Origin of the sequence: Microbacterium sp. 4-7, assembly GCF_014332665.1 — a bacterium.
GTDB lineage: Bacteria > Actinomycetota > Actinomycetes > Actinomycetales > Microbacteriaceae > Microbacterium.
In genome coordinates this window covers 804,541-818,771 of sequence record NZ_MCRH01000001.1, presented here as the reverse complement: position 1 = coordinate 818,771, position 14,231 = coordinate 804,541, and the positions used below count along the sequence as shown (strand labels likewise).

General features: G+C 69.4%; 15 protein-coding genes. 8 read left to right on the top strand and 7 right to left on the bottom strand.

What is annotated here, in order from left to right:
• Positions 1-30: 30 nt before the first annotated feature.
• The 4 genes from BEP68_RS18345 to BEP68_RS03970 are packed head-to-tail and all read left to right on the top strand — an operon-like array spanning position 31 to position 3,889.
• A complete protein-coding gene (locus BEP68_RS18345; protein WP_072592050.1) occupies positions 31-1,191 on the top strand; it encodes a PP2C family protein-serine/threonine phosphatase in 1,161 nt (386 codons plus the stop codon).
• Positions 1,188-3,149 carry a glycosyltransferase family 2 protein gene (locus tag BEP68_RS03980; protein WP_053098056.1) on the top strand — a complete coding sequence of 654 codons (1,962 nt, stop codon included), beginning with the start codon at positions 1,188-1,190 and terminating at the stop codon, positions 3,147-3,149. Before BEP68_RS18345 ends, BEP68_RS03980 begins: the two co-directional genes overlap by 4 nt.
• Positions 3,133-3,465 carry an STAS domain-containing protein gene (locus BEP68_RS03975; RefSeq protein ID WP_053098057.1) on the top strand — a complete coding sequence of 111 codons (333 nt, stop codon included), beginning with the start codon at positions 3,133-3,135 and terminating at the stop codon, positions 3,463-3,465. Before BEP68_RS03980 ends, BEP68_RS03975 begins: the two co-directional genes overlap by 17 nt.
• Positions 3,455-3,889 (top strand): ATP-binding protein, encoded by a 435-nt coding sequence (locus BEP68_RS03970; protein WP_053098058.1) that lies wholly within the window; start codon positions 3,455-3,457, stop codon positions 3,887-3,889. Before BEP68_RS03975 ends, BEP68_RS03970 begins: the two co-directional genes overlap by 11 nt.
• A gap of 51 nt (positions 3,890-3,940) precedes the next feature.
• Here the strand turns inward: BEP68_RS03970 and BEP68_RS18340 are convergent, their stop codons facing one another.
• Together BEP68_RS18340 and BEP68_RS03960 are read right to left on the bottom strand one after the other, a co-directional pair.
• Entirely contained in the window at positions 3,941-4,606 is a 666-nt protein-coding gene (locus BEP68_RS18340; RefSeq protein WP_053098059.1) for a GntR family transcriptional regulator, read from the bottom strand.
• Positions 4,607-4,679: 73 nt separating this feature from the next.
• On the bottom strand, positions 4,680-5,120 hold the full coding sequence (locus BEP68_RS03960) for a DoxX family protein (RefSeq protein WP_187249276.1): 441 nt from the start codon (positions 5,118-5,120) through the stop codon (positions 4,680-4,682).
• Between the two features lie 207 nt (positions 5,121-5,327).
• Here BEP68_RS03960 and BEP68_RS03955 point away from each other — a divergent pair, with 207 nt between their 5' ends.
• Positions 5,328-5,972 (top strand): Pr6Pr family membrane protein, encoded by a 645-nt coding sequence (locus BEP68_RS03955; RefSeq protein ID WP_230100937.1) that lies wholly within the window; start codon positions 5,328-5,330, stop codon positions 5,970-5,972.
• A 63-nt stretch (positions 5,973-6,035) separates the two neighbouring features.
• On the opposite strand, the gene BEP68_RS03950 is transcribed toward BEP68_RS03955, so the two are convergent.
• The 5 genes from BEP68_RS03950 to dnaK form a co-directional block, all read right to left on the bottom strand.
• The gene (locus tag BEP68_RS03950) at positions 6,036-7,457 is read right to left on the bottom strand and encodes an FAD-dependent oxidoreductase (RefSeq protein WP_261987678.1); all 1,422 of its coding nucleotides are present in this window, start codon (positions 7,455-7,457) and stop codon (positions 6,036-6,038) included.
• Positions 7,458-7,530: 73 nt separating this feature from the next.
• On the bottom strand, positions 7,531-7,962 hold the full coding sequence (locus BEP68_RS03945; protein WP_053098063.1) for a heat shock protein transcriptional repressor HspR: 432 nt from the start codon (positions 7,960-7,962) through the stop codon (positions 7,531-7,533).
• Positions 7,963-8,018: 56 nt separating this feature from the next.
• On the bottom strand, positions 8,019-9,008 hold the full coding sequence (locus BEP68_RS03940) for a DnaJ C-terminal domain-containing protein (RefSeq protein WP_053098064.1): 990 nt from the start codon (positions 9,006-9,008) through the stop codon (positions 8,019-8,021).
• Between the two features lie 7 nt (positions 9,009-9,015).
• Positions 9,016-9,657 (bottom strand): nucleotide exchange factor GrpE, encoded by a 642-nt coding sequence (locus tag BEP68_RS03935; protein WP_053098065.1) that lies wholly within the window; start codon positions 9,655-9,657, stop codon positions 9,016-9,018.
• Positions 9,658-9,659: 2 nt separating this feature from the next.
• A complete protein-coding gene (gene dnaK / locus BEP68_RS03930; RefSeq protein WP_053098066.1) occupies positions 9,660-11,522 on the bottom strand; it encodes a molecular chaperone DnaK in 1,863 nt (620 codons plus the stop codon).
• Positions 11,523-11,742: 220 nt separating this feature from the next.
• Here dnaK and BEP68_RS03925 point away from each other — a divergent pair, with 220 nt between their 5' ends.
• The 3 genes from BEP68_RS03925 to BEP68_RS03915 are packed head-to-tail and all read left to right on the top strand — an operon-like array spanning position 11,743 to position 14,217.
• A complete protein-coding gene (locus BEP68_RS03925; protein ID WP_187249274.1) occupies positions 11,743-12,468 on the top strand; it encodes a sirohydrochlorin chelatase in 726 nt (241 codons plus the stop codon).
• Entirely contained in the window at positions 12,465-13,223 is a 759-nt protein-coding gene (gene cobA / locus BEP68_RS03920) for a uroporphyrinogen-III C-methyltransferase (RefSeq protein ID WP_187249273.1), read from the top strand. Before BEP68_RS03925 ends, cobA begins: the two co-directional genes overlap by 4 nt.
• A gap of 34 nt (positions 13,224-13,257) precedes the next feature.
• Positions 13,258-14,217: an NAD(P)/FAD-dependent oxidoreductase gene (locus tag BEP68_RS03915; RefSeq protein ID WP_315985268.1), complete on the top strand. Its 960-nt coding sequence runs from the start codon at positions 13,258-13,260 to the stop codon at positions 14,215-14,217.
• Positions 14,218-14,231 lie beyond the last annotated feature (14 nt).

Below are 14,231 nucleotides of genomic sequence, written 5' to 3'. Positions count from 1 at the left end.
TATGAGAGCAGCTACGAGGGGAGCGGAGCAATGTTCGATGAACGCAGACGCCAGCAGGCACTGGAGGAACTCGGGATCCTGGACACACCACGGGATGAACGAGTGGATCGGGTCGCCAGGCTGGCTCAGCAGATGTTCGGTATGCCAATGGTGAGCGTCTCGCTCCTGGACGGCGACCGCCAGTGGCGCAAGTCGGAGATCGGACTCGGCGGGCGAGAGGCGCCCCGACAGGATTCGTTCTGCGACTACACGGTCGGCCAGGACCGCACGGTGGTGATCGAGGATGCCAGCGCGACCGAGAACTTCGCGGCGAATCCGTTCGTGGTCGGTGATCCGCACCTCCGGTTCTACGCCGGGCACCCGCTGCACGCACCCGGCGGCGAACCGGTGGGAACGCTGTGCGTCCTCGACACCGAGCCGCACACCTTCTCGGAGGCGCAGCGCGACCTGCTGCGCGACCTCGCCTTCTGGGTGCAGACCGAGCTCGCGGCCGACGCCGAGCTCGATCAGGCCACTCTGATCCAGAGCGCGCTGCGACCGCACTCGCTCCCCACCATCGCCGGCTACACGATCGCGGGCGGGGGCGCCTCGCGTGGCCGCCTGGCGGGTGACTTCTACGACCTCCGCCTCCACGGCGGCGCGCTGCGCATCACCCTCGCCGACGCGATGGGCAAGGGCACGGGTCCCGCCATCGTCGCCGCGGGCGTGCGCGCCTCACTGCGCACCGCTCCCGAGCGCAGCATCGCCGAGGCCGTCGCCGACGCCGACCGGCTGCTCGAGGAGGACCTCTCCGAGACGACGATGTTCGTGACGGCGGTCCACGCCGAGCTGCAGCCCGAGACCGGCGATCTCGAGGTGATCGACGCCGGGCACAGCCTCGCGTTCATCCTCCGAGCCGACGGCTCGTGGGAGCACCTTCGCTCGACCGGCCTCCCCCTGGGGATGGGCGCCGCCCTTCCGGACCAGGATGCTCGGGAGTCCCGGAGCACGCGCCTCGAACCCGGAGACGCCTTCGTGTGCTGCAGCGACGGCCTGCTCGACGTGCTCGACGCCGATGACCCGTTCGCCCACGTGGCCCGCGTGCTCGACGCGCTCGGTCCCGATGGGGCGATCAACGAGGCGCTGCAGCTCATCTCGGACGATCGAGCGACCGACGACATCACCGTGGTCGTGGTGCGGCGCGACGCATGACCGCCCGCTTCGCCGCGATCCGCATCATCGCGGTGCTGTCGGTGCTGCTCGGTGTGAACTACGTCGCGTGGCGCTGGCTCGAATCGGTGAACTGGTCGGCGTGGTGGATCGCCGTGCCCCTGGTGATCGCAGAGACCTACAGCCTGATCGACACCTTCCTCTTCTGTCTCACGATGTGGCGGGCCAAAGAGCGGCCGGCTCCCGTGTCGCCGCCTCAGGGCACGGTCGACGTGTTCATCGCGACGTACAACGAGCCGATCGAGCTCGTGATGACGACCGCGCGAGCAGCGCGCGGGATCGCCTATCCGCACACCACCTGGATCCTCGACGACGGTGCCCGACCCGAGCTCGAGCGGGCCGCCCGCGACGCCGACATCGGCTACCTCACCCGCTCCGACGACTGGATGGGCAAGCCCCGTCACGCGAAGGCGGGCAACCTCAACAGCGCGCTCTTCGAGACCGACGGGGAGTTCCTCCTCATCCTCGACGCGGATCAGATCCCCGATCCGCTGATCCTGCACCGCACGCTCGGGTACTTCGCCGACGACCCGGAGGTCGCCGTGGTGCAGACCCCGCAGTGGTTCGTCAACGTCGACGAGGCCGATCCGCTCGGCAGCCAGGCGCCGCTGTTCTACGGCCCGATCCAGCAGGGCAAGGACGGCTGGAACGCGGCGTTCTTCTGCGGATCGAACGCCGTGCTCCGTCGCGACGCCCTGATGCAGCTCGGCATCATCGGCTACGTGCGCGAGGTGACGGACACCGCGGCTCGCGCGCTGCGCACCTCCGAGACCCTGGTCGAGAAGGAGATGCGCTCGGCATCCGATCCCGAACTCCGTCGCGAGCTTTTCGCACTGCACGTGACGATCGGCCAGAGCCGTCGTGATCTCGCCGGCGGGGCGCCCGTGCGCGAGGTCGCCGACGCGGTGCTGGCTGCGGTGCACAACGCCTCGGTGATCCTGGTCGCCAAGGATCTCGCCGGCATCAGATCCGACCTCGCGGAGCTGGGCTCCCTGCCGATCGCCCACGATGCGCAACTCGACGCGATCGTCGTCGACGAGGCGGGCCTGACGGCGCTCGCCCAGTCGGATCTGTCGCCGATCACTGCTCTCGACGCCGTACGAGCGCTGCTCGACGCTCTCCGCCTCGACCGCGGCGACGAGGCGCAGCCGATCCTTCCGCTCGCCACGATCTCGGTCACGGAGGACATGGCCACCGCGATGCAGCTGCACTCGCTCGGCTGGCGCAGCGTCTACCACCACGAGATCCTGGCGAAGGGCCTCGCGCCCGAGGATCTGCGGACGATGCTGACGCAGCGCCTGCGCTGGGCACAGGGCACGCTGCAGGTGATGCTGCGCGACAACCCGCTCGCGAAGCGCGGACTGTCGATCGGGCAGCGGCTGATGTACTTCGCCACGATGTGGAGCTATCTCTCGGGGTTCGCCGCCGTGATCTATCTCACGGCGCCGGTCGTCTACCTGGTGTTCGGCGTGCTTCCCGTGACCGCCTGGTCGGTCGACTTCTTCGTGCGGTTCCTGCCCTACTTCCTCGTCAACCAGCTGCTGTTCCTCGTGGTCGCCAAGGGGCTGAGAACCTGGCGCGGGCAGCAGTATTCGCTCGCGCTGTTCCCGGTCTGGATCCGCGCATGCTGGACGGCGTTCGCGAACGTGGTCTTCGGCCGCCCCCTGTCGTTCGCCGTGACGCGCAAGGACGGACGGGATCCGCGAGGAGTGCCGTGGCGCGAGATCTGGCCGCAGCTGACCGCGATGGTCGTGCTCAGCGTGGCGCTCGTGATCGGCATCACCCGCGTCGTCATCGGAACGGGCGACGGCACCGGCACCCTGGTCAACACGGTGTGGGTGCTGTACGACCTCGTCGTGCTCAGCGTCATCATCCAAGCCGCCCGCTACCGCGGACCGGCCCGAACCCTCGAGGAGGAGAACCATGGATCTCAGCACTGACATCAGGGACGGCTTCGCCGTGATCTCCCTGTCCGGACGCCTCACGGCGACGGGAGCACCGCTGCTCCGCAAGGCGGTGAACGACCTCGTGGCCGGAGGCGAGTCGAGGATCGTGATCGACATGGCCGACCTGCAGTTCGTCGATTCGTCGGGCCTGGGAGCCCTCGTCGGCGGTCTGAAGAGCGCCAGGGTCGCCGGCGGCGATCTGCGCATCGCGGCAGTGCCCGAGGCGGTGCGGACGGTGCTGCACCTGACGAACCTCGACCGCGTACTGCTCGACCACCCGACACCCGAGACGGCGTTCGATGGGCGTTGAGGAGCGCCGGGCGCACGTCGCGGGCCTCGCCGGCCCCGCCTTCGTCGAGCACGTCCTCGACGCCCTGGACGCCCTCTGGGAGTCCGCCCCGCATGTGGCGCCCGAGGACCGCACGCTGTTCGCACTGGCGGTCAGCGAGGTGTCGACGAACATCGCCACGCACGCTGACGCGCAGGGCGAGCCGGATGTCGGCATCACCGTCGAGGTCGACATCGAGGTCGGCGCCGACGACCTCGTCGCGACCTTCGTCGACACGGCCGATCCGGCCAGGATCGACTGGGATGCGGTCACGATGCCCGGCGTCGACAGCGAGAGCGGACGCGGCCTCGCCCTGTCGAGCGCTGTGCTCGACGATTTCGAGCACAGCGGCGATGCGACCGGCAACACCTGGGTGCTGCGTCGTCGCCTGACGCCTCCCGCCTGATTCGGACGGAGGCCTGTCGGAGACCGTCAGAGATCCGACGCGCAGGCGCCGTCAGGCGGGTCGGTCGGCGAGCTCGCTGAGCATCCGGTCGCGTGCGCCGTCGAGGTGGGCCGTGAGCACCGCCGCAGCCTCGTCGGGGCTGCCGGAGCGCATCACCTCCATGAGCTTCATGTGGTCGTCGGACGACTCGTGGAGGTCGTCGTCGTGGTTGATGGTCACCTCGAGGAGCGACGCGAAGGTCGGCAGGTACTGACTCCACGCGCCCTGCAGACGCGGATGGTCGGCGAGGACGTAGATCTCGGAGTGGAACTCGAGGTCGGCGGCGACGAAGGCGGCGTGATCGCCCCTGTCTGCGGCCTGACTCATGCGATCGACCGCAGCCGCCATCGATGCCCAGCGCTCGTCGTCCTCCACCCTCATGGCGCGCGACAGCGCGAGCTGCTCGAGGGCGCCGCGCAGACTGTAGAGCTGATCCACGTCGTCCTGCGAGAGCCCGGTGATGTACACGCCCCGAGGGCGCTGCACTTCGACGAGCTTCTCGAAGCTGAGCTGGGTGAGGGCGTCGCGGATCGGCCCCCTGCTCACCGAGAACTCCTCGGCGAGGGCCTCCTCGGTGATGCGCGCGCCGGGCGAGAGCTCGCCGCGCACGATGCGCTGACGCAGGACCTGCGCCACCTGCGCGCCGAGGGACTCTCCGCGCTTGACGGTCTGTGTCACGGTGACCTCCTGTTAACTGTTGACAGGATACACACCGACGGGGGAACGCCCCGTGGGGCGCTCCCCCGCATGCTCAGCTGAGCCAGGCGGGAACCCGACCGCGCAGGAAGGCGCCGTCGAGCGAGAAGCGGCCCGCGCCGGTGAACGCGAGCGTGAGGGCCGCGACGCCGAGAACCGCGACGAACTCGTAGCCGCCCTCGCCGACCCAGAGGCCAGCCGGAAGGTGCACCGCGAACAGGGCCACGATCATGTCGATCGCGAGCAGGATGCCGACGGGGCGCGTGAAGAGTCCCAGCGCCAGCAGGATGCCGCCGATCAGCTCGATGAAGGCGACGACCGGAGCCGCGATCTCGGGCAGAGGGATGCCCATGCCTGCGAAGCTGCCGATGGTTCCAGGGAGGGTGTACTCGAAGATCTTCTGCGCTCCGTGAGCGGCGAAGACGGCGCCGACCACGACGCGGAGGACGAGCAGTCCCAGCGAGGCGGCGGCAGAGGGGCGGGTGGTGTTCGTCATGAGGAGGTGTTCCTTCGTGGCAGGACACCGCGCGCCAGGCGCGGAGCAGGGGCGATCCCTGCATCCACGCTATGAAGACGACTTTTCCGTCTCCTGTACGAGTCGCGGGGCAGACGCCCGCCCCGTTCTCTTCCGTAGACTCGCCGGATGGCATGATGCGCGATATACGGGAACATCGGGCACAGCCGGAAAGGGGCAGAGGCGAAGGTGAGGGCACGATCGGTGTTCGGCGTGCTGCGCCTGACGACAGCAGCCGTCTGCACCGTCGCCCTCGTGCACCGCCTCTTCTGGGGTCTGAGCTCGCGGACGATCGCCGGCGAGAACTTCTTCGCCTATCTCACCGTGCAGTCCAACTGCGCCCTCGTGGTCGTGCTGCTGATCGGCACGGTGCTCGCCTTCATCCGGGCGACGGACCCCCGCTGGTTCACCGTGGCTCTGGCCCTCGTGCTCACCTGGACCATCACGGCAGGGCTCGCCTTCGCGCTCATCGTCTGGCAGGCGGGTCTGCGCGGCATCCGCGTCGACGTGCCCTGGTCGGACCAGGTGCTGCACTTCTACCTGCCAGCCTGCACCGCCCTCGCCTGGGTGCTCACCCCCGGGCACCGCGGGGTGCCGTGGTGGGTGGTGCCGACGGCGCTCACCTTCCCGCTCGCCTGGGGCGGCGTCACCATGTGGCGCGGACCGTCGGTGGGCTGGTACCCGTATTACTTCCTCGACCCGCGGCAGGTGTCCGGCCCGCCCGAGTTCCTGATCACCAGCGCAGTGGCCCTGGCGATCTTCGCTCTCGTCGCGACGGTGATCGTGCTCGTCAGCAGGATGCGACGGCGCGGCCACGAGCGGCCGGAGGTCTGAGCGCGCTCGATCCGGCGGGATCAGGCTCGCGTGATCAGGCAGGGGGCGAGCAGGCTCGTGCGATCAGGCAGGGGCGCTGAGGAAGGGCGCGAGCGAGGCGATCGCGGCCTCGACCGCCTTCTGGTCGTTCAGCTCGGCGAATGTGCCCGCCGCTTCTCCGCCGACGATGCCCACCACGACGTTCTCGCCGGTGGCCGGTGCGAGGTTGATCCACGTGCGGATCAGCGCATCGCCGCCGACCACATGCCAGAGGGTGGCGGCGGAGGCATCCGCTGCATCGGCGCCTTCCTCGGGCTCGGGCTCGGGCTCGGGCTCGGGCTCGGCCACGATCAACGGATCCTCGAAGCGCAGCCACACCGTCTCGATGCGCCCCATGCCGAGTTCGGCGATCGCTCCGCGGTGACCGAAGGGCAATGCGGGAGAGAACTGCAGGCCCTCGCTCTTCAGCACACCGAGCGGCACCGTGATCAGCACGCGGTCGAACGACAGCGATTCGCCCGAGGCGATGCCGAGGCTGACTCCCGCTTCGTCGTAGGCGACGCGACTGACCGGCGACGAGAGGCTCAGCTTCGCACCCTCGAGCAGCCCCTCGATCGCCGGGGTGAGGTCGCCGAGTGGCGCCACCATCTCGTCGACCGGCAGTCGCGGGGGGAACCACGTCGAGACATCGGACGCATCGGCGCCGGCACTGGCGGCCACCGAGGCGAGCAGTGCTGCCAGCCCCGGCTCCTCGAGGTCGGCACCCGCCGCCGCGAGCGCGTCGTCGAGAGACGCGTCGGTCAGGCCCTGCTGGGCAGTCGCTATGGCGGCCTGCACCGGCTCGATCGGCACCGGCTCGACGTCGCCGTCGGTCGACCGCCACAGCGAGCCGGTGACCGGAACCGTGCGGATGTCGAGGGCGTTGAGAGCGTCGAGCAAGACGTCGTCGGAGGACCCGAGCAGCCAGCCGCCCAGCTGAGCGGGGAACGGCCAGGCCTTGTCGTCGATCACGGACTGGACGCGTCCGCCGACGCGGTCGCGGGCCTCGAACACCGTCACCTGCAGCCCCTCGGCGACGAGGCGAGCTGCGGCGGCCGCACCCGCGAGTCCTGCACCGACGATCGCCACACGCTCACCGCTGTCGGCCGCGCGGAGGAGCTGGTCGGCGGCCCGGTCTCCAGATCGGAGCGCAGCCGCGATCGTGCCCGGCGCGTCGACATCCGTCGCCTCGCCGGAGATGAACAGGCGGTCGTCGATCGGCTCGGCCAGCGCCTCGCGGGCACTGGCCTGCGTGCCGACGGGAGTGAAGCTCGCGGCGCCCAGCGCGAACGGGTCGGTCGTCCAGGAGCTGCGGGCGAACGCCGCGGGCGTGATCGACCCGGCGGTCGGCTTCGGAGTCGGCGAGCGATCGGGCGTGGGAGACGGCACCGGCTCGGGCGTGCAGGAGGCCAGCAGGACTCCCAGGACACCGGCTCCGGCGCCGATCAGCAGTGTGCGACGCGTCATCCTCATCGTGTCGCAACGATACCGCGCGCGGGTGGACGACGCGTGCCGGCTGCACCCTGCGAGCCGCGAGCTGTCAGCCCCGGCCGCTGCCCGGATGCCAGAGCACGACCTCGGCCGATCGACGCATGCGGCGACCACTGGGCATCGGGATGACACCGGCGGATCCTGCTGCGAAGACGCGCATGCCCGGGCGGTTCTCACGCTCGGCGCGCAGAGCGGCGTCGAGTTCGGCGACGCGGCGGCGCAGCATCCGGTTCTCGTCTTCGAGGTCGAGAAGGCGTGCGATCGCAGGAAGGCTGACGCCTTCCGACGACAGCTGAGCGACTTCGCGGAGCTGCTCGATGTTGCGGGTCGAATATCGGCGTGAGCCGCCGGACGTCCGGCCGGGCACGACGAGCCCGATGCGGTCGTACTGTCGCAGGGTCTGCGGGTGCAGCCCCGAGAGCTGGGCGGCGACGGCGATCGCGAACACCGGGGTGTCGGCATCCATGTGCTGGTCAGCCATGTTCCCTCACCTCTTCCTCGGTGTTCGCGTTCGTCATCATCAGGTGTTGCGGTTCTCTAGCGGCGGGCCTTGGCCATCAGGTCGGCCCGCGGATTCTCCGAGGGCTCGAGCGCCTGGAACTTCTCCAGCGCCTCCCGAGCGGCTTCGTCGAGGTGCGACGGCACCGCGATCTGCAGCTCGGCGAGCAGGTCGCCGGTGCCCTTCGAGGTCGTGACCCCACGCCCCTTGACGCGCAGAACGCGTCCGGACGGCGTACCGGGCGCGACACGGAGCTTGACCGTGTCGCCGCTCAGAGTGGGAACCTCGATGGTCGCGCCGAGGGCGGCCTCCGTGAAGGTCACCGGCACGATGACGCGCAGGTTCAGCCCCTCACGGGTGAAGACGGGATGCGGTCGCACAGCGATCTGGACCACCACGTCGCCGCTCTCGCCGCCGTCGGGCGAGGGACGCCCGCGGCCGCGCAGCCTGATCTTCTGACCGTCGGCGACGCCAGCGGGGATCTTGACCTTGAACGGCTTGCCGTCTTCGCCCTGCAGGGTGATCGTCTCGCCCTGCACGGCCGTCACGAAGTCGAGCGTGGTGCGCGCCGTGACGTCGGCCCCCTTCTGGGGTCCGCCGAAACCGCGGTATCCGCCGGAGGTCTGCCCGAACCGACCGGAGCCGAACGAGCCGCCCTGACCCTGGTTGAACATCGCGAAGATGTCCTCGAAGTCGGCGGACTGCTGCTGCCCGCGCCCCTGCTGCCCGAACCGGCTGAAGACGTCTTCGAAGCCGCCCGCGCCCGCGCCGCTCGCCGTGAAGCGTGCGCCCGAGCCCATCGCGCGGATCTCGTCGTACTCCTTGCGCTGTTCGGCGTCAGAGAGCACGGAGTACGCCTCGCTGACCTCTTTGAACTTCGCCTCCGCCTTCTCATCACCCTGATTGGAATCGGGGTGATACTTGCGAGCGAGCTTGCGGTACGTCTTCTTGAGATCAGCGTCGCTGACGTCCTTCGTGACCCCGAGGGTCTTGTAGAAGTCCTTGTCGAACCAGTCCTGGCTAGCCATCGATCACCTACTCTGCGGGTACGGCGACGACGACCTTCGCGGGACGCAGCTCGACGTCACCGAGGCGGTAACCCACCTCGACGACCTCGAGCACCGTGGTCTTGTCGGCGCCCGGGGTGGGCTGCTGGAAGATCGCCTCGTGACGCTGCGGGTCGAATTCCTCGCCCTTCTCGCCGTACGAGACGACACCGAGACGCTCGACGACCGCACGCACCTTGCCGGCGATGACGGCGAAGGGAGTCCCCTCGACCAGGTCACCGTGCTGCGCGGCGCGGTCGAGGTCGTCGAGCACGGGGATGAGGCCCTTGGCGGCCTCGCCCTTCGCGCGCTCGATCTCGACCTGGCGCTGCTCTTCGGTGCGGCGGCGGTAGTTGGCGTATTCGGCCTGGAGGCGCTTGAGGTCGTTCAGCAGCGTCGACTCCAGGTCGGCGAGCACAGCATCCTCTGCTGCGGCCTCGCCGGTCTGGGTGGCGCCGAGGATGTCATCGACCGTCAGATCGTCGGGGGCGCCGTCGACCGGCGTCTCGTCGGATCCTTCTGCGGCCGCGGCCTCGCGCGAGTCGGGATTCTGCGGCGCGGGGCCGGATGCCTGAGCATCCGACCCCTCGCTGCGAACCTCGTCGTCACCTTCGAAGTTCTTGTCCGTCATGATTACTTCTTCTCGTCCTCGTCGTCGACGACCTCGGCATCGATGACGTCCTCGTCGGAGGAGGTGTCATCGGCCGGAGCCTCGCCCGCGGCGTCGGCGCTCGGAGCGCCCTCTGCCTGGGACTGTGCGTAGATGGCCTCGCCGATCTTGCCCTGCGACTGGTTCAGCTTGTCGAACGCGGTCTTCACGGCCTCGTCGTCGTCGCCGGCCAGAGCCGTCTTCAGAGCGTCGACGTCGGCCTTGACCTCGGTCTTGACGTCTTCGGGCAGCTTCTCGTCGTTCTCGGTGATCAGCTTGTCGATCGAGTACGCGAGCGTCTCGGCCTGGTTGCGGACCTCGGCGGCCTCGCGGCGTGCCTTGTCCTCAGCCGCGTGCTCCTCGGCCTCGCGCACCATGCGCTCGATGTCCTCCTTCGACAGCGACGAGCCGCCGGAGATGACGATCGACTTCTCCGTGCCCGTGCCCTTGTCCTTGGCGGACACGTGCACGATGCCGTTGGCGTCGATGTCGAACGTCACCTCGATCTGCGGGATGCCGCGGGGAGCCGGGGCGATCCCGGTGAGCTCGAACGTTCCCAGCGGCTTGTTGTCGCGGGTGAAGTCGCGCTCGCCCTGGAAGACCTGGATCGCGACGGACGGCTGGTTGTCGTCTGCCGTGGTGAAGGTCTCGCTGCGCTTGGTCGGGATGGCCGTGTTGCGCTCGATGAGCTTGGTCATCATGCCGCCCTTGGTCTCGATTCCGAGGCTGAGGGGCGTGACGTCGATGAGCAGCACGTCCTTGCGCTCACCCTTGAGGACACCGGCCTGGAGGGCTGCGCCCACGGCGACGACCTCATCGGGGTTGACGCCCTTGTTGGCCTCCTTGCCGGTCTCGCGCTTGACGAGCTCGGCGACGGCGGGCATACGGGTCGATCCACCCACGAGCACGATGTGATCGATGTCGGCGACCTTGATGCCGGCTTCGCGGATGACATCCTCGAACGGCTTCTTGGTGCGGTCGAGGAGGTCCTTGGTGAGGTCCTCGAACTTCGCGCGGGTGATGGTCTCGGAGAGCGAGACGGGGCCCGACTCGGTCAGCGACAGGTAGGGCAGGTTGATGCTGGTGCTGGTCGAGGAGGAGAGCTCCTTCTTGGCCTGCTCAGCCGCCTCCTTGAGACGCTGCAGAGCGATCTTGTCGCCCGAGACGTCGACGCCCGTGGTCTCCTTGAACTGCTTGATCAGGTGGTCGACGAGACGCTGGTCCCAGTCGTCACCGCCGAGGCGGTTGTCACCCGCGGTGGAGCGCACCTGGATCGTCGAGAAGTCGTCGTCCTTGCCCACCTCGAGGAGCGAGACGTCGAAGGTTCCGCCACCCAGGTCGAAGACCAGGATGAGCTCGTCTTCCTTGCCCTTGTCGAGGCCGTAGGCGAGGGCTGCGGCGGTCGGCTCGTTGATGATGCGCAGGACGTTGAGGCCCGCGATCTCACCGGCCTCCTTGGTGGCCTGACGCTCGGCGTCGTTGAAGTACGCGGGGACGGTGATGACGGCATCCGTCACCGTGTCGCCCAGGTAGGACTCGGCGTCGCGCTTGAGCTTCTGGAGGATGCGCGCGGAGATCTCCTGCGGCGTCCACTTCTTGCCGTCGACGTCGAACGTCCAGTCGGTGCCGACGTGACGCTTGACGGATGCGATGGTGCGATCGACGTTCGTGACGGCCTGGCGCTTCGCGGTCTCACCGACGAGCACCTCGCCGTCCTTCGTGAATGCGACGACCGAGGGGGTGGTGCGGAAGCCCTCGGCGTTGGCGATGACCTTGGGCTCGCCACCTTCGAGGACACTGACGACGGAGTTCGTCGTACCGAGGTCGATTCCAACAGCACGTGCCATGTGATTCTCCTTTGTTGCTGAGGTTGATGTGGGTCTGGAAATCCGGGGCGATCAGGGAAACCTGAGTCGCGATGACTCAACTGTACTCCGACCTCCCGAGGCTGTCAAATGAAGTTGATACGACCCGGCTCAACTTTGCGACCAGGCGCGCACATTCGCGCCCGAGGCGCCGCGAGATCCTCGAAACACCGTCGTCACACGGCTCGCCTACAGTCGCACCATGAGCCGCCCCATCCTGCTCGCCGTCTCGCACGGCACCTCGGATGCCGAGGGTGCCCGGGCGATCGCCGACCTGGTCGATGCGGTCGCCGCCGCGCTTCCCGACGTCGAGGTGCGCAGCGCCTTCGTCGACGTGCAGCAGCCCGATGCCGCCGACCTCCTTCCGACGATCGAGGGGCCGGTCGTGATCGTGCCGCTGCTGCTGTCGCGCGGCTTCCACGTGCACCACGACCTGCACGGGATGGCGGCGAAGAAGCCGGACGCCGTCGTCAGCGACGCGATGGGACCCGACCCCCGGCTCGCCGAGGTGCTCGCGGATCGACTCGCGGCAGCAGGTGCGGCCTCCGCCACGTCCGCCGACGCGGCACGGCTCGAGCCGGTGATCCTCGCGGTGGCGGGCTCTCGCGACCCCGCGTCGGTGACGGATGCCGAGGCCATGGCCTCCCTGCTCTCGCTGCGACTCGGCGCGAAGGTCGAGCTCGCCTATCTCGCAGCCCGGCAGCCCGACCTGCCCTCATCGATCGCCGCGCACCCCGGCGCGGTCGTCTCGACCTATCTGCTCGCGCAGGGCTTCTTCTTCGACCTCACGATCAGGCAGACCGCAGGACGCTCGGTCACCGCGCCCCTGCTCGACGGCGTGACGGTGCCGCAGCCGCTGATCGACCTCGTCATCGCCCGATACGACGAGGCGGCGGCTCGACTGCCCGCCACTGCCGCACGGTCATGATCCCGGACACGCCCTCCCGAGTCGGCACGGTCACGCTGGTCGGTGCCGGACCCGGCGACGCGGGCCTGCTGACTCTGCGCGGTCTGCGCGCGCTGCAGCAGGCCGATGTGATCGTGGCCGACCGTCTCGGAGCCCGGGCCGTGCTCGCGCAGCTCGCCGAGGACGGCGTCCTGCTGGATGCCGAGGTGGTCGACGTCGGCAAGCTCCCCGGTCACCACCCGGTGCCGCAGGACGGCATCAACGCACTGCTCGTCTCGCTGGCCGGGGACGGGCGCCGCGTGGTGCGGCTGAAGGGCGGCGATCCGTTCGTCTTCGGCCGCGGTCGCGAGGAGCAGCTGTTCTGCGAGGCGGCCGGCATTCCCGTCGAGGTGGTCGCCGGGGTGACGAGCGCGGTCGCGGTGCCCGGCCTCGCCGGCATCCCGCTGACGCAGCGCGGAATCGCCGAGACGTTCACCGTCGCCAGCGCACATGATCAGATCGTCGCGCTCGGTGGCGGACGCGACCACACCGTCGTGCTGCTGATGGGCGTGAACACGCTCGGCCATTCGGCGCACGTCCTCGCGGCCGGCGAGCGCGGCGGGGACTGCCCCGTGGCGATCATCGAGGACGGGTTCGGCGCACGGCAGCGCGTCACCGTCGGCACGCTCGCGACGATCGCGCATCTCGCCGCCGAGCGGCAGGTGCGCTCCCCCGCGGTCGTGGTCGTCGGCGACGTCGTCATGCTCAGCCCGCACGCCGAGGCCACCGCGAGTTAGGCGACCCTCAGCTCCGAGATGGCAGACTGAGGACGTGCGAATTGCTGAGGCGGACACCTACGACGTGCTCGTGATCGGCGGTGGCCCCGCCGGCCTCTCCGCCGCCCTGAATCTCGGCCGTTCGCTCATGCGGGTGCTCGTGGTCGACGCCGATCGCCCGCGCAACGCCGCCACGCTGAACTCCCACGGCTTCCTCACCCGTGACGGAGTCGCCCCGCACGAGCTGCGTCGCATGGCCCGCGAAGAGCTCGCCGCCTACCCGAACATCGAGGTGCGCACACGCGTCAGGGTGCTCGAACTCCGCAGGACGGATGCAGGTGCGGATGCCGATGCGGCCGGCGGGTTCACGGCATCCGTGGGGCGCAAGGATCCCACCGACGTGGTGACCGCCCGGACCGTGCTGCTCGCGACGGGCCTGCGCGAGACCCTCCCCGACGTCCCCAACCTCCGCGGCTTCTACGGCATCAGCCTGTTCAGCTGCGCCGCCTGCGACGCGTGGGAGCTGCGCGGCCGACGACTCGCGCTCATCGGCGAGACCCCCGACATCGCCGAGCGAGCCCGCCTCATCGCGCGCTGGACCGAGGATCTCACGATCTTCACCCTCGGAGCCGACACCGTCAGCCCCGCCGAAGAGGCCGAGCTCGCCGCCTCCGGGGTGGCCGTGCAGCGGCATCCCATCGCCGAGCTCGTCGGCGACCGCGGCCGCATCGAGGCGATCAGACTGACCGACGGCACCGTCGTCGCGGTCGAGGGCGGCTTCGTGCGCCCCGAGTGGGAGACGGATCTGTCGTTCCTCCGCGGATTCGCGCCTGCCATCGACCACGACGGGCACCTCGTCACCGACCGCTCGGGGCGCACCGACGTCCCAGGACTCTACGCCGCCGGCGATGCGGCGATCCCCGGCCCTCAGCAGCTGATCGTCGCCGCGGGGGCCGGCGCGAGGGTCGCGTCCGTGATCGTGCATGACGCGGTCGGGATCGCGACAGCGCACTGACTTAGTGCCCGCAG

Excerpts from the sequence above, each read along its gene's own strand:
- BEP68_RS03950 (WP_261987678.1), bottom strand. The coding sequence starts at position 7,457 with ATGACGCGTCGCACACTGCTGATCGGCGCCGGAGCCGGTGTCCTGGGA.
- BEP68_RS03960 (WP_187249276.1), bottom strand. The coding sequence starts at position 5,120 with ATGACGAACACCACCCGCCCCTCTGCCGCCGCCTCGCTGGGACTGCTC.
- BEP68_RS03975 (WP_053098057.1), top strand. The coding sequence starts at position 3,133 with ATGGATCTCAGCACTGACATCAGGGACGGCTTCGCCGTGATCTCCCTG.
- BEP68_RS03945 (WP_053098063.1), bottom strand. The coding sequence starts at position 7,962 with ATGGCTGACCAGCACATGGATGCCGACACCCCGGTGTTCGCGATCGCC.
- dnaK (WP_053098066.1), bottom strand. The coding sequence starts at position 11,522 with ATGGCACGTGCTGTTGGAATCGACCTCGGTACGACGAACTCCGTCGTC.
- BEP68_RS03925 (WP_187249274.1), top strand. The coding sequence starts at position 11,743 with ATGAGCCGCCCCATCCTGCTCGCCGTCTCGCACGGCACCTCGGATGCC.
- BEP68_RS18345 (WP_072592050.1), top strand. The coding sequence starts at position 31 with ATGTTCGATGAACGCAGACGCCAGCAGGCACTGGAGGAACTCGGGATC.
- BEP68_RS03980 (WP_053098056.1), top strand. The coding sequence starts at position 1,188 with ATGACCGCCCGCTTCGCCGCGATCCGCATCATCGCGGTGCTGTCGGTG.
- BEP68_RS03940 (WP_053098064.1), bottom strand. The coding sequence starts at position 9,008 with ATGGCTAGCCAGGACTGGTTCGACAAGGACTTCTACAAGACCCTCGGG.
- BEP68_RS03970 (WP_053098058.1), top strand. The coding sequence starts at position 3,455 with ATGGGCGTTGAGGAGCGCCGGGCGCACGTCGCGGGCCTCGCCGGCCCC.
- BEP68_RS03935 (WP_053098065.1), bottom strand. The coding sequence starts at position 9,657 with ATGACGGACAAGAACTTCGAAGGTGACGACGAGGTTCGCAGCGAGGGG.
- cobA (WP_187249273.1), top strand. The coding sequence starts at position 12,465 with ATGATCCCGGACACGCCCTCCCGAGTCGGCACGGTCACGCTGGTCGGT.